Below are 21,120 nucleotides of genomic sequence, written 5' to 3' on the forward strand. Positions count from 1 at the left end.
GGCCATGAATATATACGAAGCATATAAAGATTCTGGTATTGATTGGTTGGGTGAAATTCCTAGCCATTGGGAGGTGAAACCAGGTTTTACGGTTTTGAAAGAAAGGAAAGAGAAAAATAAAGGAATGATTTCTAGTAATGTTTTGTCTCTATCATATGGTAAAATAATTGAAAAGCCTGTCGAAAAATTAACAGGATTAGTGCCTGAAAATTTTGAAACATACCAGCTTGTTTATGAAGGTGATATAATTTTTAGACCTACTGACTTACAAAATGATAAAGTAAGTTTAAGGACAGGATTATCCGGATTTAAGGGAATAATCACGAGTGCTTATATAAACTTACAGCCTATAAATAATTCTGTTTCAAAATTCATTCATTATTATTTACATACTACAGATACAAATAAAGTGATTTATGGTTTAGGATCAGGGTTGAGACAAAATATATCTTTTCTTGATTTTAAAAGATTTGCATTTGCACTTCCTCCCCTCCATGAACAAGAAGCAATAGCGCAGTTTTTGGATGAGAAATGTGCGAAAATAGATGATTTGGTAGCGATTAAAAATCAACAAATTGAAAAACTTAAAGAACTGCGTCAAGTGAAAATACACCAAGCCGTAACCAAAGGTTTGGACACATCTGTGGAACTAAAAGATTCGGGTATTGACTGGATTGGCGAAATTCCAAAGCATTGGGAGGTTACAAATTTCAAAAGAATATTGATTGGTATAAAAGATGGTACTCATGGTACACATCAAAGGGTCTCTAATGGAAACTTATTATTAAGTGCAAAAAATATTCATAATAATGGTATAAGAATATCAGGTGATGAAAGTATGATTCCTGATAAAGATTTTATTGAAATAACGAAAAATGGTTATCCTAAGAAAAATGATTTATTAATAACCTGTGTAGGAACAATTGGACGTACTTATGTTTATGATTTGGATTATCCTATAGCATTTCAAAGAAGTGTAGCGTTTTTAAGGTTTAATTCAATAAAAGGTATTCCTAATTATTTTAAGTTTTATATAGAATCTCCTTATTATCAATTTATTTTATCCCAATTAACAAAAACAAGTGCTCAAGGTGGTGTTTATATGGGGGATATATTGAAAAGTACAATTATTCTTCCCCCTCTTTCCGAACAAGAAGAAATAGTTTCTTATTTAGAGCGAGAAACATTCAAAATAGATCAAGCTATTGCACAGCGTCAGGAGCAAATAGAAATGCTTAAAGCCTATAAGCAGAGCCTAATTAATGAGGTGGTAACAGGCAAGCTGAAAGTAGCGTAGGTAAGGGAGGCTATTAATTTATTAACCAATTATGAACCTAAACCATTATAAAGCTTTAATACAAGCCATGCCGGTATTAGATCAGGCCTTTGGAGTCAAAGCTATCAACTGGGAAAAGCAATTGCTACCCGAACATTTTAGTGCTATTTTCAAAGGAGAGGCTGAGGTTATGCTCAGTCGTGAAGATATATTTTTAACCAATCGAATTGATCTATTTATTCTTAAAACCATATTATGGGGTTATCCCTCTGGTATGCGTGGAAATAATTTCTTATCTATTTATAGTCGATTAGAGGAAATAAGTTCAATATTAAATCTTCCAAATCGTATGCATTTAAATTTTGAAGATCTTCACACCTTACAAATTTCCTTACGATCATTTAAGGGATTAGGTTTATCCACCTATACTAAGCTATTACAATTAAGAGGTTTTCGTTTTAATGATATTTCAGCTTTGATTTTAGACGAACGTATTATACGGGTATTCCAAAATAATATTTTCGAAGATTTTGAATGTCTGGCTAAAATTAGAGATTATAATAAGGAAAGATTTTATCCGGAATATTTGAAATGTATGCATGCTTGTGCTCAAGCATTAGAGACAAGTCCCGAACATCTGGAACTGTTTTTATTCACGTTTGGAAATAATTTGAAAAGTACCTAATCATAGAGCAATAAAATATTTATACTAAAAAAACTAATCAATTATTAAAATATGGAAATATTAGATTTAAATAGAAAAGCATTAATAGAAAGGACAGAAAGAGAAGATGAACGTTCGGATTTGAAGCAACACGCTGATAAAATGTTACGTGATTTTGAGAAATTTAACGATTTTTCTTCTAATCGTGCTATTTGGGAATTAGTTCAAAATGCTTGTGATTTAAGTCTTGAAGCAGATATTACTTTTGATTATAGAGATAATAAAATAGCCTTTTCTCATCATGGTAAACCTTTTGATACTAAATCATTAATATCACTCATAAAACAAGTAAGTGGTAAATATGGCGAAAGTGAAGATATTCCTGAAGTTGGAAAATATGGTACTGGTTTTTTAACTACACATACTTTTGGTCGTAAATTTTTAATAAATTCTACACTTAAAGAAGGTGATTATTTTTTCAAAATTGAAAATTTCGAAATAGACAGGAGTCCTAAAACATGGCAAGATTTAAGTGATAATATTTTTGATCAGAAAAAGGAAGTTTATAAATTACTTGAAAAAGGAGAAATCTTAACAGAAACAGATCTAGTTACAACATTTACATACATACCCAATACGCCCAAAGAATTTGAGTATATAAACAAATCCTCTGAAGATTTAGATGCATATATACCTTATGTATTTACGATCAATGAGCGATTATATAAAGTAACTATTATTGATAGGAATGGAAATTCTACATCCTATCAAAAAGTTAGTAAAACTGCTATTGATAATGATTGTGATATTAAATTGTTTAAAACGACCATTCGTTCTAATAGTCAAGATCATATAATCTATAGTATTGTTGATGATGAATACGATATTGAGATAATACTTCCAATTGATGAAGAAAATAGAGTATATAAAATTTCTGAGCGCATTACAAAGTTATTTTTATACTATCCATTAATTGGTTCTGAAAAATTTGGAATAAACTTTATAATTAATTCAAAACAATTTCTTCCCACCGAACCAAGAGATGGTATTCATTTGAAAAGCGATAAAGACCAAATTCAAGAACAAGAGGAAAATAATAGAAAAATTATTGAGAAGGCTACTTCCTTAGTTTTTGAATTTTTAAATAGTTCCATAATAGAAGTCGATAATCCTTTATTATATGCCGCAGTAAAGTTTGTAACTAATTCTGATAATCAATTGCAAAATGAATATTTTGAAAATCTGCAATCCGAATGGAATTATGAGTTAAAGAAGCTACCTTTTGTAAAGACAAAAAATGGTTTCAAAGATATTGATGAAGTGAAATATTTATCATCAGATTTTATAACGGATGATGAAGATTTATTTAAGGTTTTTTATGATTTATTGGACAAATTTTTCGGTGACGAATTACCTGTTATAGAAGATATTAAAACATGGAGTGAAAATGCGCAAGATTGGAATGACGATTCTATCGAATTTATCAATCATGCTATTTTATTGGAAGAAATTCAAAATTATAAACTAGATGATTTTGATATAAATAATTTAATTACTTACTATAAATATCTTATTGAGAATGGTAAATCCAATGTGTTTAACGAGTATACATTAATACCAAATTTGGATGGAGAATTTAATAAAATAGGACATCTTCTCGTAGCGGATAATCTTACTAATGATCTTATTTCTTTAGGACGAATTTTGATTAATTCTCAGATGAAAAAGATTATTGACAGTCGATTTATTTTTGATTTTGATTTAGATAAGTTCAATAGAAGAGATTTTACTAATGAAATCAAGAATGAGATAGATAATCTTGATTTAGAAGATAAGGTGTTTTTTAATTCTGCAATTAACTTGAACAATACTCATCAAAACTTATTTAATAGGTCTGAAGAAATTGATGAAGAATATTATGTAGCCTTAATTGAGGTTTGTAAATACACAAGTAATGTAAATTCTTCAAGTAAACCTAATAAGATGGTAAAGGAAATCTGTATATTTTATGGATTAGATTCAGAATTGAAGAATATTAATACATTAGATGTAGAAAATGAGAATTTAGATTTAAGAATAATTCGTAAAACTGTAATTAGAGTTTTCTTTAATACAATATCATTACATAAAGAAAATTGGGTGCAAGAGAACTTAAATTTAGTAGGAGTTATTTTAAATTTGTGGGAGGATAGTTATAAAGAATTATATAATGATTGTAAGATTTATCCAAATCAATTATTTGAATTATGTAAAGCTGAAAGTTTAAAAAGAGATGAAGATATTTTAGAAAATATAAAAACTTATTATAATGAAATAACGAATGAGCAGATTGAAGCGAAGCTAATTATTAAAGATTTTAATGATCTTCTACCAAAAGAGGAATTTATAAATAGTCAATATCTTGCAAACAAAATTCAAGAATTAATTTTTAATGACGACTTCACTGATTACGAAAATCATCCTCATAAAGAGTTAATTTTAAAAATAATTCCTCTTCTGAATGATAAGGTTTATCAGATTTTGTTTCAAACTCTTGATAGTAAAAAGGCTAGTATTATGATCAACCTTATTACTAATGAGGAAAAAAAAGAAGATATATTTTCCATTGTTTCCCTACATGAAGATAAACTTAAAAAAATAGGAAAACTTATTAAGAAAGATAATTTTGAACAAATTCTAAATATAGCTGAATCTCTTGCTATAGAGGAGCAGAATCAGAAAGCAAATTTTGAACATAAATATAAAATTGGAACATATATAGAGGATAAAATTAGACAGAAGTTAAATGATGAATTAAAATCTCATATAACTATTGATACTATCGAGGCAGAAAATGTTCAGGGAGGACAAGATATTGTTGTTAAACTAAATGATATACCTATTCATTATATAGAAGTGAAATCAAGATGGGCTAGCAATTCTTCTGTAATGATGAGTAAATTACAACTAGAAAGAGCCGCATTAAATAAGGATATATATACACTTTGCTCAGTAGATGTAACGAATTATAATGGAGGCAACGATAAGTATGAACTACTTATTGAAGAAATAATACCATTAACAAAATGTGTTAATAACATAGGTGAAAATATTGAACCACTTGTAAAAAGGAATTTAGATGCAGAAAAGAGAATTGATGATGATATTCATTTAATAGAATACAAAGGTATTGTTCCTCAAAATATCATAAAATCTGGTGAATCATTGGATGATTGTATAAATAAACTTGTGAGTAAAATTCAAGAATTAGACAAATAATGACCACAAAATATAACGAACAAGCTTTAGAATCATTGATTGAAAAGCATTTAACAGGATATTCCATTGAAGAACTTAATGATAAATCATTGTCAGTGGGCTCCTTTTATGAGTCGGAAGACAGTTACCTAAGTGGCAAAGGTTATTTTATTGGCTCGCCATTGGATTTCGATAAACGCTATGCTTTAGATACTAAAAGATTTTGGGATTTTTTAGAAAAAACACAAGCCAAAGAATTAGCCAAACTACAAGTAAGCTCTGACTGGAAGTTAAAGATTCTAGAGAGGTTTGATCGTAAGGTCAAAAAAGATGGTATTCTTAAGCTTTTGAAAAAAGGTTTAGAGGTAGATAATGCTTACTTTACCCTATTTTATGAGGCTCCAAGTGCGAGTTCAGCACAGTCTATTCGCGACAACTTTGAAGCAAATCAGTTTTCAATCACCAGACAAGTTCGTTATTCTTTAGTTAATACTGGGGAAGAGATTGATATGGTTTTATTTGTCAATGGTATTCCTTTAGCTACAATTGAATTAAAAAATCCCTGGACAGGACAAACAGCTGCTGTACAGGGAATAAAGCAATACAAGTATACTCGTGATGCTTCACAATCTCTATTGCAGTTTGGTCGTTGCCTCGTACACTTTGCTGTAGATACAGACGAGATATATATGACGACTAAATTACAAGGCAAGGATACTTTCTTTTTACCTTTTAACAAGGGAGATAATTTTGGAAAAGGTAATCCTATCAATCCAAATGGTCATAAGACAGCTTATCTATGGGAGGATATTTTTAAAAAGGAGAAGCTAGCTCAAATTATTCAACACTATATGTTGTTGGAAGGCAAGGATAAAGAACCTCTGAGTAAGAAGTTTTATATTTTCCCTAGATATCATCAATTGGATGTGGTTAGCAAATTGATAAGTGATGTACAGGAAAAAGGAGTAGGTGAAACCTATTTGATACAGCACTCAGCTGGCTCTGGAAAATCTAATTCTATTACTTGGACAGCTTTTCAATTGATTGAAGTAGAAGATAGTGTAGGAAACCCCATGTTTGATTCGGTCATCGTGGTGACAGACAGAAGAATCTTAGACCGACAATTACGCGAGAATATTAAGTCATTTTCGGATGTAAAGAATATTGTAGCTCCCGCTTATTCTTCTGCCGATTTAAAGCAATCTTTGGAGTCAGGTAAACGTATTATCGTAACTACGATTCAGAAGTTTCCACATATATTGGACGGAATTGATTCCATGGTGGATAAGCGATTTGGTATAATTATCGATGAAGCGCATTCGAGTCAAGGAGGTTCTGCTGCTGATAAGATGAACCAAGTTTTGGGGGCATTAGAGTCAAACGAAGAAGGTGATGTGGATGCGCAAGACCTAATTATTCGTGCTATGCAGGCACGTAAAATGCGTAAGAATGCTTCTTATTTTGCCTTTACAGCTACACCAAAGAATTCTACTTTGGAGCGTTTTGGCAGTAAGCAGGAGGATGGTAGCTATAAACCATTCCATTTGTATTCTATGAAGCAAGCTATTGAGGAAGGTTTTATTTTAGACGTTATATCAAATTATACTACTTATAAAAGTTATTACCAGCTACACAAGTCTATTGAAGATAATCCTGAATTTAATACCAAGAAAGCTCAGCGAAAATTAAAAGGATTTGTTGAAAAAGATCCTCGCACAATCCGAGCTAAAGCGCAAATTATGCTTGAACATTTTATGGAACAGGTTTTTTACAAGAAAACTGTTCTGAATAATAAAGCTAAGGCAATGGTGGTAACACAAAGTATCGAATCCGCTATACGATACTATAAAACACTAAATGAGTTACTCGCTGAAAAGGGTTTTCCCTTTAAAAGCATTATTGCATTCTCGGGAGCTAAAACGGTAGATGGTATTGAATATACTGAAGCGACTATGAATGGTTTTCCAGATTCGGATACTAAGGATGAATTTGATAAGGACGAATATCGTATGCTGGTAGTCGCGAATAAATACTTAACTGGATTTGACCAGCCCAAGCTAACCACTATGTATGTGGATAAGAAATTGCAAGGTGTATTGTGTGTACAAGCTTTGTCACGACTTAATCGTTCAGCACCAAAGTTGGGTAAAAAGACAGAGAATTTATTTGTATTGGATTTCTTTAATGATAGTGCCGATATTAAGGCCTCCTTTGATCCATTCTATACTTCGACGACACTCAGTACAGAAACTGATGTAAACGTATTACACGATTTAAAAGACGCTTTGGATGATAAAGGTATTTATGAATGGGGAGAAGTGGAAGATTTTAACACGAAGTTCTTTAAGGGTGTTTCAGCAGAGGATTTAAGTCCAATCATTGATACTGCTGCACAACGTTTTAATAGTGATTTGGATTTTAACGAAGAAGAAAAGGCTGATATTAAGATCAAGGCTAAACACTTCGTGAAAGTATATGGTCAATTGGCAGCTATTATCTCTTTCGAAAATATGAATTGGGAGAAGCTATTTTGGTTTCTAAAATTCCTTATCCCCAAAATGAAAGTCAAACAGCGAGAAGAAGATTTGTTGGATGAACTCCTAGAGTCAGTTGATTTATCAACTTATGGTATCGAACGTGTACGTTTGAATGAAAAATTGAGTTTGGATGATAGTGAATCTGAATTAGATCCAAATAATGCGAATCCACGAGGTGCACATGATCCAGGAGAAAAAGCAGAATTGGATAGTATCATTCGTGAATTTAATGAACGTTGGTTTGCCAATTGGGATGCTACACCAGATGATAAACGTTTATTCTTTCAAACTTTCGTAGAGAAGATACAACAACATCCTGACTATGAATCTAAATACTTAAATAATCACGATCATTATACTCGTGATATAGCTTACAATAAGATCTTAGATCAAGTAGCTCTTCAAATGCGTAAAGTGCAATTGGACTTTGCTAAGCAATGGCTAGATGAGCATTTCAAACAGGATTTTAAATCGAGTACACAACGAGCATTGGGGAGGTAAGGGGAAATGTTAGCTGCAATTATCATTTATAGAAATAGTTATCCGTATTTATTTGGTGAAGATCATGAGGATATAACAATTAATTTTGGCGGAAAATATCTTTATGATGGCCGTTATAATGTTCAATCACATAAGCCAGAAGTTACAAAAGTTTTAAATCAGTCATATATAGAACCAATAATTAGTAAGTTTGATCAAAGTAAAAGTAATCTATCGGCAATTTCCTGCATCGTAGGAAATAATGGAACAGGTAAATCTACACTTCTAAAGGATATATTACTTGATTGGAGATTTTTTTTCATCTTAGAAGATGGGGATGATTATGAAATTTTAGATTTGTCAGAACAATCAAATTATTATGATAAAAAAGTAATATTTCCTTACCATAGAGTTTATTACTCTCCTATAATGAATTATGAGAAACAAGATGGGCTTGGTAAAAATTCAGTTGATTGGTCAGTATCAATGCAATTTGTAAATGATAACCATGGAGATTCTGAGCAATTAGAATATTTCATAGATAGATATCAATCTGAAAAGTTTAAGAGATGGATTTTATTTAATAAATTCTATAATGAATTAAAAATTGATATAGTATCATTCCCTTTTTTTTCAAAAGTCAAAGTTGATTTAGGACGTTTTGAATATACAAGTTTTAAAACCAATTATCATAATACACCTTATCAATTTAGAGAGGTTTTCGATTTACTTTTTCAGAAAATTAAAATTGAAGAAAAAAGTATTTATACTACATATCGTGAAAAAGGAAAAAATATGTCTGATATAGATAATAATAGGGTTAAATTTGAATATCATTTTTATGAGGATATTTTAGGAAAAATTATCACATGCCTTGAATATATAGGTAATAGATTTTTAAATGAAGGATTTGTTCCTAATGACGTTGTACAAAGCATAAAGGAAAAAAAGTTTACGGATGCGCTTTTCTTTTTTCTTGAAAAGTCTTATTTATATGAAGGGAATGAAAAATATTACTTCGATGATTTAAATAATAATTTAAGAGAGTTGTTAAATTATTTTGTTCCATTGATTAAGAGAGGTGATATATCAAAGGATGATTGTACTGAAATGTATCTAACATATGATGAAGCTTATAAGTTAATTGAATATTATGAAATATTTAATAATTCTTTTTTAAAGCAACCATTTGAATATAATAGTAATCCTCTGTTCATTTTTTCACCCAATATAAATTTAAGTACAGGGGAACAAGGGATTCTTAACTTATTTAGTACGCTCTATCATCATGCCTACTGTTTGAAAAATAAAATAAATTCTTATGATTTTCATTCTTCTGAACCTTTTAAATATGTGAACAATAAGATATTATTACTGTTGGACGAGGGAGATATGGGATTTCATCCATTATGGAAAAAGAAATATGTGTTATTTCTTAGGATAATGGCTCCAATTATTTATAAAGGATATGAAGTCCAGATAATTTTATCTACACATGATCCAATAATTTTATCGGATTTTCCTAAGAATAATGTTGTGTATTTAACAAAGAGAAATAATAATACTGTATTAATTAATTCCAATGATAAAAAGTCATTTGCTGCCAATGTAAGCGATTTGTTATCAGATTCTTTTTTTATTGACAATGGACTAATAGGAGACTGGGCAAATTTTTCAATAACTAAATTTATTGATATACTGAAAGAAAAGCAATTGAATTCTATTGACATCACTGATGATGAAGTTATAATGTTCTTAAAAGCAATTGATGAGCCCATAGTAAAATTTAAACTAGCTGAAATGTATTCCAATTATTCAAAGATTAAGAATGTTGAATTGCAATTAATTGATCACGAAATTCAACAATTGGTAGCTAGAAGAAAGGAGCTTGAATAAATGTTTTATTTAGATATAAATAGTCCTAGAATTCAGCATGCACTTAATGAACATTATATTCATTGTCGGTACGTGATAAAAAGAAGGTTATTAGGTGATGCTTTTAAAGAAAATCCTCCTTTTTTACAAAAGTCAGCAGTTAACAAAATAAGTATTAATAAGAGTGTTTTTAATTTTTTTAATGATGATAAAAACATAAGGTTGGTATTAACCGGGAAACCAATAGAATTAGATAAAATTAAGTCTAAATTTTATAAAAATAAGAATGATTTGGATCGACTTTTAAATTATACTTATTTCAATGTTAAAGGAAAATATGATACAAAAAATATTTCTAAAGAATTTGTTGATAGATATAGTTCATTTCATCTGACTAATAATTTAGGTATTAAAACATGCATTTATTGTAATAGAAATTATACGGATACCATTACAAGCGGTGTTAGAATAAACAAATTTAAAAATAAGAAAATTCCTACTCGCTTATTAATATCAAGACCAACATTAGATCATTGGTTTCCTAAATCTGAGTATCCAATTTTAGCCATTTCGTTTTTTAATTTAATTCCGACATGCTCAACTTGTAATAGTTCGGTTAAAGGAAAATCGTCTTTAAATTTAGTTAATCATTTTCATCCATATTTTAAAAATCCTAATGTAGATAGACAGCTGAATTATCAGTTTAATTTTAATTTAGATGATCCAAATAAGGCAAATATAATAATTGATTCCAAGAATGACTTCACTAGGTCATCAATAAGAGAATATTCAATAGATAAATTGTATTCAAATCATAACGATGAATTGCAAAGTTTGATGAAATTGAAGAAACACTTTGGAAGATCATACTTAAATAATTTGTCTAATATTTTGGAGGATACAGATATTACAGCCAATGAAATGCAAAGAATTATATTTGGATATTCAACAGATAACACTGAAGATATTTTAAAAAGACCATTAAGTAAATTTAGAAGTGATATTTTGAAAAAATTAGGAATATTTACAAAATAAATATTATGAATAATTTAAAACGTTATTATTAATCAATCTGAGGTAAATACTTTAGTAGGATTATATAAATAAATTAAGAAGATGTTTTATGAATATACTCTACATTAACCAAATTTCAGCTGTGTTATAGATGTTCAAGTAAATATCAAATTTTCATCAAATGATGTTGCTGTGCGATAGCTTAGTATTTAGATTTATTGTAATAGGGCATAATATAAGAAACGACTTATCAGACAATAAAATGTTACAATATTAATTTTATTTGTATTTATTTTAAAATAAAATACTGGTAATCAAATAGTAGTACTTTTTGTATCGGGAAGTAACTGCGTGAACTAGAATTAACAAAACTGTACATACTTTTTACGAAATCACATGAGAATTCCTGTCGCATGATTTTTAGGGCATCATACAAGGTATTATAACAGGTCTTGACGGAATCGTCATGTTCTTCCAAAAATCTTTAAACGAAAGCGAAATTTGAAGTCGCGGAACTAATCGTAAAAGATAGGTATATTGATGTTACTCTGGTAAATGTTCCTATTGAATTTATTATGTTTATAAAATCTAATTATATAGAACAAAACAAAAACTTATTTATAATAAAGACAATTGATTCAACTTATCTTCCAAAACCATAATTTGCAAATAACAGGCTAAAGAAAGATTTCATTAAAAAGTTCAAAGAAGAATATGAATTTTTCAATTAGGCTGTAAATTGGAATCACGCTTGTTTCTACCAGGAGTGTTCCTGATCGGGTATTTGTGTAACCCTCCCTATTTTCGGACTGGCATCCAGGCGAGTTTTCAAATTTAAAAATAGTTGTTATCAATAGGTCAATCTTTTTTAAAGTTGACCTATTGATAACATGCCGCCGGCAGGGCATCGTATTCCATTGGTGTCTTTCCTCCCAATGACTCATGTGGTCTTTTGTAGTTGTAATCCTGAATCCATTCTTCTGCAAGTATCTGTACTTGCTGTGTATCTTCAAAGAGGTAGGCATCCAGGATACTTTCCCGAAATGTGCGGTTGAAACGTTCAATGTAACCGTTTTGCATCGGCCTGCCTGGTTGAATGTACTGTATCTCTATTTCTTTGCCAGCACACCAATCTCGAAATTCCCTACTGATAAATTCAGGGCCGTTATCCGTACGGAAACGTGAAGGTTTTCCCTGCGCTTTTATGATGCGATCCAATAGATAGGTTACGTTGTTTGCTGGAATACTGTGTGTAACTTCAATAGCGATGGCCCGCCTGTTAAAGTCATCAATGATGTTCAGGGTCCTGAACTTGCGCTTATTGGTCAGTACGTCGCTCATAAAGTCCAGAGACCATGTTTTAAGCGGCCTTTCTGGAATCGATAACGGTTGCTTTACCCGGGCTGGAAGTCGTCTCCTGGTCTTTCTGCGACGGTTCATCCCCAAGAGTTGATACACCCTGCGGATTCGTTTGTAGTTCCACTTCAGTCCCTCATGTCGAATACGTGAATAGTAAAGGTCCTGTCCTTCGGTTGGATACCGATCGGCCAGCTCTCGGAGCTTCGCTATCGTTTCGCTGTCGTCCTTCCTGTTCCTGTAATAATACATCGACTTCGGCAGGTTGACAACCTTGCAGGCCCTGCTGATGCTGATCTGGTGCATAGAAATAACATAAGCAGCCATATCCTTGCGCTGGCAGGGCCTTAGAACTTTTTTGATAGTACGTCCTTGAGGATCTTGTGGTCCAGGGCGAGGTCCGCATACATCTGCTTGAGACGGCGGTTCTCTTCCTCCAGTTCCTTCATACGGCGCAGCTCTTGGCTGTCCATCCCGGAATACTTCTTCTTCCAAGTGTAAAAGGTTGCTTGGTGGACACCCAACTCCCTGCAGATGTCCGAAGTGCTTTTACCCGATTCATGTTGCTTGATCGCAGAAACAATCTGGCTCTCGCTGATTCTTGTCTTTTTCATTGTACTGTTCTAAGTTACGAATTTTCGCGTTTCAGACAGTCCGAATTTTCGGGAGGGTTACATATGAAATCACGTTGGAGCCAACTAAAACCAGTGCTAAAGCGGAAGATGCTAAAACAGCTGAATCCAAAACCGAAAGTCCTGCAAGGGATAATTCTTCAAAATAAGATTCTTATCCAGGATTCATTAAAAGAGTCCATTGAAAGAATAATCTCGAGATAAGGATTTTAAAACCACACTGAATTTACCACCATTATTAACCGCTTAAATCGAGATTAGGCGGTTTTTTCGTTTATTTAACAAGCTTCCTGATTTAATTATTATTTGACTATGCAAATGGATTCTACGCACTAATTAATAGGTTAGAAGAGCTTTAAATTGCTTCTATTTAATTTACTGTTACAGCCTGCCAATCTTGATCACTTGCAACACTTACAGGAACTCGAATACTGCCAGCATCTTTTAAAAACTCCAACTCTTTACCAAGAGATGATCTTTTAACCTTAAAGGCAAAGAATCCAGCATTATTTGTCCTGGCGACTTCTTTCCCGTCCATGACTACAGCAATATTTGTTATACTTCCGTCATCCGCTTGCGGTTTTTTAAGGAGATGCCCAAACAGCGCCACCTCATCATCATTCAAAAATAGAGGTGCATATTCATTTTTAAAATCGGCTTGTTCCTTCTCGAAATTCTCAACTAGACCTAACTCCTTGGAAAGTGCTTTCGCATTAGCTTTTAAAGGATATGGATATGTCCCTGGAACGGATGCATTTTGATATGCCTGTGTCAAATAAACCTGTGCTTTATTCTTTTTGATCAGTAACCTGTCCGCAAAACGAGCATATTCCACGGTATTGATAACCTTTGTTTTGAACAGTTTCTCTACAAAAGGCGTGTATTTCTCTTGTTGATCGATTTCTGCATGCTGTATGATGTAATAAGCTCCATTTAAAGCATCTGGACTTATGGTTATAGCTCCGTCAATATATTGGTCAATTAAGGGGAAAACCAACTGCTGGTTCTGAAAATCCTGTTTTTTCAGGGCCATCATCTTCATCACTAGGCTATCCTTCGGATAATCACCTTTGTTCATCAATTTGATCAAATCCTGCCTAATGGTTTGATCTTCCTTGTAAGCTTTTAAAATAAGGCTATCAGCGTTCGATTTTGCTTCAATACCTGACGATTGGGCGTTAGCAACGGATATAGCTAAAATTGTGAATAGTAATGGAATAGCAATCTTCTTTATCATAGTTACCATGGTTTAATGGTTAAAATTGTGGAAATAAATGTACTGAATTTTCTTGTTGGTGTTTTTTTTAATTCGGTAAACTACAGCTGGTTATCGGTAAAACCAGTCAAACTGTCGGTAAAACAAATGACTTTAGTAAAACAAAATATTAACTTCCAGCGTTCTACCTTTACAGCAGAAAACTATTGCTAAGGAAGGAGAAAATAACATGACAAGGGAACGAGTACAAGACCTGATCTGCCAAGGCTATGACGTATTGATGAAAGGCAGCCCAGAGAAGGTAAAAGGCGATCTGAATTACCTTTTAGCAAATGTCGATGAAGAGGATACTGGCCTTCTTGTTTTAGAAGATCTACTGTATCTCGATGAACAAGACTTACTGTGGATTAAGGAAAGATCCTAATTCGTATTAGATCGATAAATTTCCTTTATTATAATCTTTACATTCAGAATGATAGGCACAATCAGTATTCAGAATGAAGACACATTCAGTATTCAGTATGATAAGGATATTTAATATCTAGAATGATAAGCATATTCAAATTCCAGAATGAAAAGCCCTTTAATATTCAAAATTAAATGCATAATCAATATTTAGAATGATATACACATTCTTTATAATCAGGTATGGTTAAACAAATTCACGCTACGACCATCTAAGGTATCTTAAGCACTCTACGAAACTCTAAAATACTCTACCCGCTCGAAGCAACCTGCACATTTTACGAAACTCCTCTGCAACTTTCTATAACTCTACGATGCTCTAGATACTCCACGCACTCTACAACATCAACATTTTAACACACTCTACGCACTCCAAGCCATCTACAACACTCCAAGCCCTCTAAGATGCCTTCAGATCCGAGCGTTTATCAATATCCAAAATCTCAAAAATCTTCTTGAGATGATACTTCACGGTATTCTCCGAAATAAACAACATCGCACTAATTTCCTTATTGGATTTATTTTCCTTTACCAATTGGATGATTTCCAACTGTCTTTCCGTTAGCTTATACCGATTCAGGTCAATAGACTTACCCATTTGAGCAGCATCCTGCAATGAATTCACCAAAAGCGATTGCAGTTTATCCCGCATAGCCTGATTCTCCTTTTCCATATAATCCTTCTGCCTGTTATTGGCTCGGAACAAAAGATACATTACAATTAGCAAGGCAAATAAGGTCATCATTATCGCTATCAAAAAGTACTTGATCATGCGGTCGTATTTGATTTCCATATCCGCATTTTCCTGATCCAATTTCTTTTCCAGCAGCACCAGGTTACCACTCACTTCTCGATCATTGTACTTCAACCTCATTTCCGATAATTTTCGCTGGGTGAAATAGGCATTCTTGTAATCCTCATTTTCGATGTAATAATAGAGCAGGGTCTCATCCATGACGATCTTATACAGGTCCACATCGTATTTTTCGGCATAATAGACGCCTTTTTCATAAGCCTCCATCGCCAAATCCTTCTTTCCCATACGGTTGTACAGGTTCATTATAACCTTATAAATATTTGGGAGATGCCTTGGGCTTTCCTTTTCCAGTAACAGGATGCAATAATCAAAATATTTTTCTGCCGCTTCATAATTCCCTTTTTCCATTTCAAGATGACCAAGGATAGATTCGTAGAAGACCCTTGTTTCACCTTTTATATACTGAAGCTTTTCAGCTGTAAACCAGGGAAGCAACTTTTGGAATTCCTGCTTCTGCTTGAGGTCAAAATGGATGAACAGTTTTTCCATCAAAACCTGACTTTCAACCTCAGCAGCTTTATTGGATTTTTTCCCTTCCAACATAGCCCTATCAAGGTTATTCAGCGCTTCGGTATGATTATATAAGCGTTTATATGTCCTTGCCTTTAACAAATAGGCGTAGTACTTATCATAGGTGGATTGCTTAGGATCACGGGTTATTTTATCTAACAGAATAATGGATTCATCAGGCTTTTTGACATCATTCAAGCTGTCTATCTTTTTCAAAAGATGGCCTTGATCAATAGGATTACCAAAAGAAAGTAAACTGCAGCAAAAGCTAAGTAAAAAGCCTATAAGAATACGCAAATACATGTTAACAATGGTTGGTCGAAAATTCAATGAAAGGCAAAATTACGTAATCGCCTTGGTTATTTTATTGCAATTCAATAAAATTATTTCTTTAATTTCTTCAGATTGTAGATCGTTGAATTTCTTGCCCTAGGATAAGTTTATTCTGTGGCTTAGCCTGTAATTTAGATTGATAATTTTTTACCGAAGGTCTGGGATATATTTACTTTATAGTGCAAAATACTGATAGTTAATATATCCTAATGTTAATACTTCCTGAGGTTAGAACAGCTTGAGGCTGGAACATCCTGTGGCAAAAATATCCTGAGAATAAAACATCATGAGGTTTAAACTTCCTCAGGCAGAAAAACGCTCTAACTAAAAATTCTTCATTTTAAAATAATAACGATGAGAAAGTTAATCTTCTTTATGCATACAAGCCTAGACGGCTACATTTCTACACCAAATGGCGACCTAAGCTGGGCGAAGCTCGATGAGGGGATATCCAACTGGGTCTATGAGATGACACAACGGTCAGACATGGCCATGTATGGGCGAGTAACCTATGAAATGATGCAAGCCTATTGGCCAGATGCCGGCAAAAAGCCCGATGCTTCCGGGCATGATAAACAACATAGTGCATGGTATAACCAAGTGGACAAGGTGGTTATTTCAAGGACGCTAGATGGCACTGACCTTTCTCATACCACCGTTATGGGGCACAATCTAAAACAAGAGATCAATGAATTAAAAGAAGCAGGAGGGAAGGATATCCTGATTTTCGGAAGCCCTGGAGCATCCTTGAGCCTCTTGGAATTGGGACTGATCGATGAGTTTTACCTCCTGGTCAACCCCATTATACTAGGACATGGCATTCCGTTCCTACAAAAACTTCCAAAAACGGTGAGTCTGCATCTTCTAGAATCCCAGATTTTCCCTTCAGAAGTTGTTCTTCTACATTATGCGGTCAAAAAGCAAGCTTAATTCTTTTTCAAAGCCGGAGCTTCCGCATTAACTTCGGCTTTCCAGGCATCCAATTCAGCCTTTAATTTGCTGGTAATTTTTGGTTGCTTCTCCGACAGGTTGTTTGTCTCTGAAGGATCCTTTTTGAGGTCATACAACTCGATCCTATTATCCTTATAGAACTCCAATAACTTATAATCCCCAGCTCGTACAGCCGATGCAAGGTTATTTTGCAACTTTGCTGTCTCTGAAGGATAATGCCAATATAGATTCCTGTCTTTAAGCTTTTTACTGGTTAATAAGGGAACTAAAGATACACCATCTAATGGTTGTTTTTTAGGCTGATTTCTTACCAATTGTTTTCTGGTTTCAGTTGTGCCTTTTGTTTTACCCCTCAAGGCCTTGTCTCCATAACTTCCTGTAGCCACATCCAAAAAGGTTGGATAGAAATCATAAGAACTGACCGGGGTTTGCACTACCGATCCAGCCTGAATTACCTTTGGCCATCGCATGATCAAAGGAACTCGGATTCCGCCTTCATACAACCACATCTTACTTCCTCTTAAATCGCCATTATTTGCACCTTTCCCAGCACCGCCATTATCCGAAAAGAATACAAGCAGGGTGTTCTCGGCCAAACCCTGTTCTTCCAGTGTTTCCATAATCCTTCCGATACCCGAATCGATGCTCTCCAACATCGCCGCCAAATAGGGATTGTCTTTATGCGGACCATTATGATTCTGCCCGAACAATTCCTCACTCTTTCCTTCGCCATATTTTGCGTCGTATTTTGCTCTGTATTTTTTCACTAGATCTTCAGGTGCTTCCATCGCGGTATGAACGCTGTAATAGCTGAGGTAAAGAAAAAAAGGCTTATTCTTGTTCCGTTCGATGAATTTGATAGCTTCGGTATTCTGCCTGTCTGTTAGGTACTCATTTTCTGCTCCTGTGGTATAAGAAGCTACTTTATCGTACGGAAAAAAGTAATCGCCATTAGCTATATAGGAAGTTTCTGAACCGATAACCTCATCAAATCCATGGGCTTCAGGCCCTCCTTTGGAATTCTTGAAATGGGTTTCCAAGTGCCATTTGCCAATCAATCCCGTATGATAACCCAATTCCGATAAGGCTTCATTCAAGGTAACATGATCTTCCGGTTTCAAATACTTTTTGGTTTTTGGTCCTTCAGGAAGAAAATCCGTGATTCCTACTCGCGCGGGGTATTGCCCGGTCATTAAGCTTGCACGCGTTGGCGAGCAATTGGGAGCTGCAGCATATGCCTGCTGAAACTGCATACCTTGGGAAGCTAAGCGGTTCAGGTTTGGAGTTTCGTTGAAGGTGCTGTTGTAGGTGTTCAGTTCGCCCCAGCCGAGGTCATCGGCCATGATGAAGATGATGTTTGGTTGCTGTTGTTGAGCGATAGTTTGTGGGCTAATAAGACAATATAGGGTAGTTAGAAATATAGAAATGGAGAGATATGATTTATGGTGAGTGAAAGAAAGGAAATAGGGTAGTTGTTTAGTTAGGTTCATAGGGGTAGGATTGAGGTTTAAGTTTTATATGGTTGTCATTCAACAAGTATGTTAAATGATAATCTTAAACAAATGTGTTGAATAAATATTTTAAACAAATATATTAATCAGATGAATTAAAACCTAACCTTTTATTTGTGATAATCTTTGCCCGTTATCGAAAGGAGAGTATCTCGTCATTGTTAGGAAACTTATCCCTACATTGCTAGGAACTTAACCGTCGTTGCTAGGAAACTTTACCGTCATTGCGAGGAGGCACGACGAAGCAATCTTCCCGCATGTCATGCTGAGCGAAGTCGAAGCATCTACATTTTGGCAAACTTACAGTTCCTTCAGCCAGATCCTTCGACCTTGCTCAGGATGACATGGCCTGAAAGATTGCTTCGTTCCTCGCAATGACGCGAAGATTGCTTCGTACCTCGCAATGACGGGGGGAAGCCCATCAAAACCCTTCAAAAACCCTACTAAAAAACCTACAAAAAACCTACAACATACCATTAATCTAAATATTCAAAAAACAAGGGCTGAATAAACTATCCAGCCCCATTCTTAATACTGATAATTCTCTTAATACTGATAAATCCCGATCACCGGCAAATGATCCGAGGCATACTGCCCGTTTATGGCTACTGCCGTCAATAAAGGGAGAGCTTTGTTCGCCAATCCGTTGGAAGCCAACAGATCGATCGCTTTTCTCGGCCTTCTCACCGGAAAAGATAGTGGACAACCATTTTTACAAGAAAGCACAAATTCCTCTTGCAGTTTCCGCATCTCCACCGAAGCACTTTCCGCATTATAATCACCACCTATGATCAAAGGCTTTTTCAATCGTCTGCTCAGCTGGTTCAGATAATTAGCCTGCGCCGTTCGATTGGGTACATTCAGGTCAAAATGCGTAGCTCCAAACTCCAGCTTCTTATTGCCAGGAAGATTCACCGTAGCCAGTGCCACAGCCCTTGGTTCGCCTTTGCTCGGAGAAGGCATAAAAAACCGTCTTTTATTTGTCAACGGATACTTACTTAAGATTCCAATACCATACTCCCCACCGCGATAATCAATCGTCTTCACGAAATAGTAATGCATATTCAGCATCTTGCCCAACTCCCGAGCCTGGTGCTTACGCCCCGACCTTGCCACATTCACATCCAGTTCCTGCAAAGCCACCACTTCGGCCTTAGACTGCCGGATCACGGCTGCAATATTATTCAGATTCACCGTATTCGAAACATCCGGAGCAGGAGCGCCATGATGAATATTATAAGTCATCAAGATCAACTTGTTCTTTCCGGCAGGTTTTTCAGTCTGATCCTCTTTATCCTTTATTTCCGGATTTGGCAATGCCACGCCATCCTTACAGGCTCCCAAAACGAAAACCAACAGAATGGAACAACCCATCAGCAACAAGCTATCCAGCAGCAAAATCCCTAACTTATTTTTACTTCTTTTCATTTTTTAAATCCAATTTAAACTCCGCCACCATCGGCAAAAACGTATTCTCCGATTTAGGGAAAGTACCATAGCTCACTAAACTCAAATTCCTGCTCTTATCCTTGAACATGATGTAATCATAGACTCCGTTAGGTTTTGCTTTAGGGGCATTCCAAATACAACCTTCCCCAAGACAACCAAAAGAAAAGGACCTTTTAAGCGCCTCCAGAACTGGTCCTTTAGCGGCTTCTTGCTCATTCAAGTTTCCAACAAAAACAAGGGGCATATCTATACCATCCGTGATCGCTGTGATGTCAGCCACCTGCAGCTTCCGGTCTTCTACCTTTGAAGGGTCCAGTTCTGTTCCTGCAAAGTAGACTTCCTTTCCAGGTTCCACTTCCACTTTTAGCATCACAAAACTCCTTCTTTCCGCAGCTTCGCTCGGCGTCCTGTTCAACAACTTAGAAAACTCCGATTTGATCGGGAATTTGGAGAAAACAGCATTTCCAAAACCACCCGTCTGGTAATCCATATTATTCTTGAAAAATCCCTTCATGCCCAAGGCTTTGGCTATTTCACCTGGGCGATCGATTTTATTCGATCGGGTAGTGGCACTATCCACTTGACGCAGAAAAACAAAATCCGGATCATATTCTTTGATATAATTCTTCATCGCTTCAAATCCCGCTACATTATTCCTAAGATTCATATTGATGGACATCACCTTAAAATTACGGCTCGCCTTTTCAATCACTTCTTTCGGTTTGGGTTCCGGTTTATAAGGGGTTACAGTCCAATTTCCCGGATCCACCGACTTCCCACATCCTCCTGCCAGCATC

15 protein-coding genes are annotated in these 21,120 nt (G+C 34.6%); 8 read left to right on the forward strand and 7 right to left on the reverse strand.

Going from position 1 to position 21,120, the window contains the following annotated elements:
• The first annotated feature begins 4 nt into the window (after positions 1-4).
• Genes E3D81_RS13990 through E3D81_RS14015 form a run of 6 tightly spaced genes read left to right on the forward strand, consistent with a single transcriptional unit; the run spans position 5 to position 11,104 of the window.
• Entirely contained in the window at positions 5-1,297 is a 1,293-nt protein-coding gene (locus E3D81_RS13990) for a restriction endonuclease subunit S (RefSeq protein WP_167554313.1), read from the forward strand.
• A gap of 31 nt (positions 1,298-1,328) precedes the next feature.
• Positions 1,329-1,961 (forward strand): hypothetical protein, encoded by a 633-nt coding sequence (locus E3D81_RS13995; protein ID WP_134777862.1) that lies wholly within the window; start codon positions 1,329-1,331, stop codon positions 1,959-1,961.
• A 51-nt stretch (positions 1,962-2,012) separates the two neighbouring features.
• Positions 2,013-5,198, forward strand: coding sequence for a sacsin N-terminal ATP-binding-like domain-containing protein (locus E3D81_RS14000; protein WP_134777863.1), 3,186 nt, complete (start codon positions 2,013-2,015; stop codon positions 5,196-5,198).
• A complete protein-coding gene (locus E3D81_RS14005; protein ID WP_134777864.1) occupies positions 5,198-8,215 on the forward strand; it encodes a type I restriction endonuclease subunit R in 3,018 nt (1,005 codons plus the stop codon). Before E3D81_RS14000 ends, E3D81_RS14005 begins: the two co-directional genes overlap by 1 nt.
• Before the next feature lie 6 nt (positions 8,216-8,221).
• The gene (locus tag E3D81_RS14010) at positions 8,222-10,090 is read left to right on the forward strand and encodes a hypothetical protein (protein WP_134777865.1); all 1,869 of its coding nucleotides are present in this window, start codon (positions 8,222-8,224) and stop codon (positions 10,088-10,090) included.
• On the forward strand, positions 10,091-11,104 hold the full coding sequence (locus E3D81_RS14015; RefSeq protein WP_167554314.1) for a hypothetical protein: 1,014 nt from the start codon (positions 10,091-10,093) through the stop codon (positions 11,102-11,104). It abuts the gene before it with no gap.
• 858 nt (positions 11,105-11,962) lie between these two features.
• Here the strand turns inward: E3D81_RS14015 and E3D81_RS14020 are convergent.
• From E3D81_RS14020 to E3D81_RS14025, 3 genes are all read right to left on the reverse strand, one after another.
• Positions 11,963-12,766, reverse strand: coding sequence for an IS3 family transposase (locus E3D81_RS14020; RefSeq protein WP_209023073.1), 804 nt, complete (start codon positions 12,764-12,766; stop codon positions 11,963-11,965).
• Between the two features lie 20 nt (positions 12,767-12,786).
• The gene (locus E3D81_RS17415) at positions 12,787-13,053 is read right to left on the reverse strand and encodes a transposase (protein ID WP_185218669.1); all 267 of its coding nucleotides are present in this window, start codon (positions 13,051-13,053) and stop codon (positions 12,787-12,789) included.
• 388 nt (positions 13,054-13,441) lie between these two features.
• Positions 13,442-14,308, reverse strand: a complete 867-nt coding sequence (locus tag E3D81_RS14025; RefSeq protein WP_134777867.1) for a DUF6624 domain-containing protein — start codon at positions 14,306-14,308, stop codon at positions 13,442-13,444.
• Between the two features lie 208 nt (positions 14,309-14,516).
• Here E3D81_RS14025 and E3D81_RS14030 point away from each other — a divergent pair, with 208 nt between their 5' ends.
• Positions 14,517-14,711 (forward strand): hypothetical protein, encoded by a 195-nt coding sequence (locus E3D81_RS14030; protein WP_134777868.1) that lies wholly within the window; start codon positions 14,517-14,519, stop codon positions 14,709-14,711.
• A 441-nt stretch (positions 14,712-15,152) separates the two neighbouring features.
• On the opposite strand, the gene E3D81_RS14035 is transcribed toward E3D81_RS14030, so the two are convergent.
• Positions 15,153-16,295 carry a helix-turn-helix transcriptional regulator gene (locus E3D81_RS14035; RefSeq protein WP_167554315.1) on the reverse strand — a complete coding sequence of 381 codons (1,143 nt, stop codon included), beginning with the start codon at positions 16,293-16,295 and terminating at the stop codon, positions 15,153-15,155.
• Positions 16,296-16,766: 471 nt separating this feature from the next.
• Between E3D81_RS14035 and E3D81_RS14040 the strand changes: the two genes are divergently transcribed.
• Positions 16,767-17,342 carry a dihydrofolate reductase family protein gene (locus tag E3D81_RS14040; protein WP_134777870.1) on the forward strand — a complete coding sequence of 192 codons (576 nt, stop codon included), beginning with the start codon at positions 16,767-16,769 and terminating at the stop codon, positions 17,340-17,342.
• Here E3D81_RS14040 and E3D81_RS14045 read toward each other — a convergent pair.
• From E3D81_RS14045 to E3D81_RS14055, 3 genes are all read right to left on the reverse strand, one after another.
• Complete coding sequence (locus E3D81_RS14045; RefSeq protein WP_134777871.1) at positions 17,339-18,853, reverse strand: sulfatase; 1,515 nt, start codon at positions 18,851-18,853, stop codon at positions 17,339-17,341. The genes E3D81_RS14040 and E3D81_RS14045 overlap by 4 nt on opposite strands.
• A gap of 567 nt (positions 18,854-19,420) precedes the next feature.
• On the reverse strand, positions 19,421-20,302 hold the full coding sequence (locus E3D81_RS14050; RefSeq protein ID WP_245153225.1) for an endonuclease/exonuclease/phosphatase family protein: 882 nt from the start codon (positions 20,300-20,302) through the stop codon (positions 19,421-19,423).
• Complete coding sequence (locus E3D81_RS14055) at positions 20,289-21,119, reverse strand: endonuclease/exonuclease/phosphatase family protein (RefSeq protein ID WP_245153331.1); 831 nt, start codon at positions 21,117-21,119, stop codon at positions 20,289-20,291. Before E3D81_RS14055 ends, E3D81_RS14050 begins: the two co-directional genes overlap by 14 nt.
• Position 21,120 lies beyond the last annotated feature (1 nt).

Source organism: Sphingobacterium sp. CZ-2 (assembly GCF_004526235.1).
In the GTDB taxonomy this organism is placed as follows: domain Bacteria; phylum Bacteroidota; class Bacteroidia; order Sphingobacteriales; family Sphingobacteriaceae; genus Sphingobacterium; species Sphingobacterium tenebrionis.

Bases quoted from the DNA above. Each gene is read 5' to 3' on its own strand.
- E3D81_RS13990 (WP_167554313.1), top strand. From the start codon at position 5: ATGAATATATACGAAGCATATAAAGATTCTGGTATTGATTGGTTGGGT.
- E3D81_RS13995 (WP_134777862.1), top strand. From the start codon at position 1,329: ATGAACCTAAACCATTATAAAGCTTTAATACAAGCCATGCCGGTATTA.
- E3D81_RS14000 (WP_134777863.1), top strand. From the start codon at position 2,013: ATGGAAATATTAGATTTAAATAGAAAAGCATTAATAGAAAGGACAGAA.
- E3D81_RS14005 (WP_134777864.1), top strand. From the start codon at position 5,198: ATGACCACAAAATATAACGAACAAGCTTTAGAATCATTGATTGAAAAG.
- E3D81_RS14010 (WP_134777865.1), top strand. From the start codon at position 8,222: ATGTTAGCTGCAATTATCATTTATAGAAATAGTTATCCGTATTTATTT.
- E3D81_RS14015 (WP_167554314.1), top strand. From the start codon at position 10,091: ATGTTTTATTTAGATATAAATAGTCCTAGAATTCAGCATGCACTTAAT.
- E3D81_RS14020 (WP_209023073.1), bottom strand. From the start codon at position 12,766: ATGGCTGCTTATGTTATTTCTATGCACCAGATCAGCATCAGCAGGGCC.
- E3D81_RS17415 (WP_185218669.1), bottom strand. From the start codon at position 13,053: ATGAAAAAGACAAGAATCAGCGAGAGCCAGATTGTTTCTGCGATCAAG.
- E3D81_RS14025 (WP_134777867.1), bottom strand. From the start codon at position 14,308: ATGATAAAGAAGATTGCTATTCCATTACTATTCACAATTTTAGCTATA.
- E3D81_RS14030 (WP_134777868.1), top strand. From the start codon at position 14,517: ATGACAAGGGAACGAGTACAAGACCTGATCTGCCAAGGCTATGACGTA.
- E3D81_RS14040 (WP_134777870.1), top strand. From the start codon at position 16,767: ATGAGAAAGTTAATCTTCTTTATGCATACAAGCCTAGACGGCTACATT.
- E3D81_RS14045 (WP_134777871.1), bottom strand. From the start codon at position 18,853: ATGAACCTAACTAAACAACTACCCTATTTCCTTTCTTTCACTCACCAT.
- E3D81_RS14050 (WP_245153225.1), bottom strand. From the start codon at position 20,302: ATGAAAAGAAGTAAAAATAAGTTAGGGATTTTGCTGCTGGATAGCTTG.
- E3D81_RS14055 (WP_245153331.1), bottom strand. From the start codon at position 21,119: ATGCTGGCAGGAGGATGTGGGAAGTCGGTGGATCCGGGAAATTGGACT.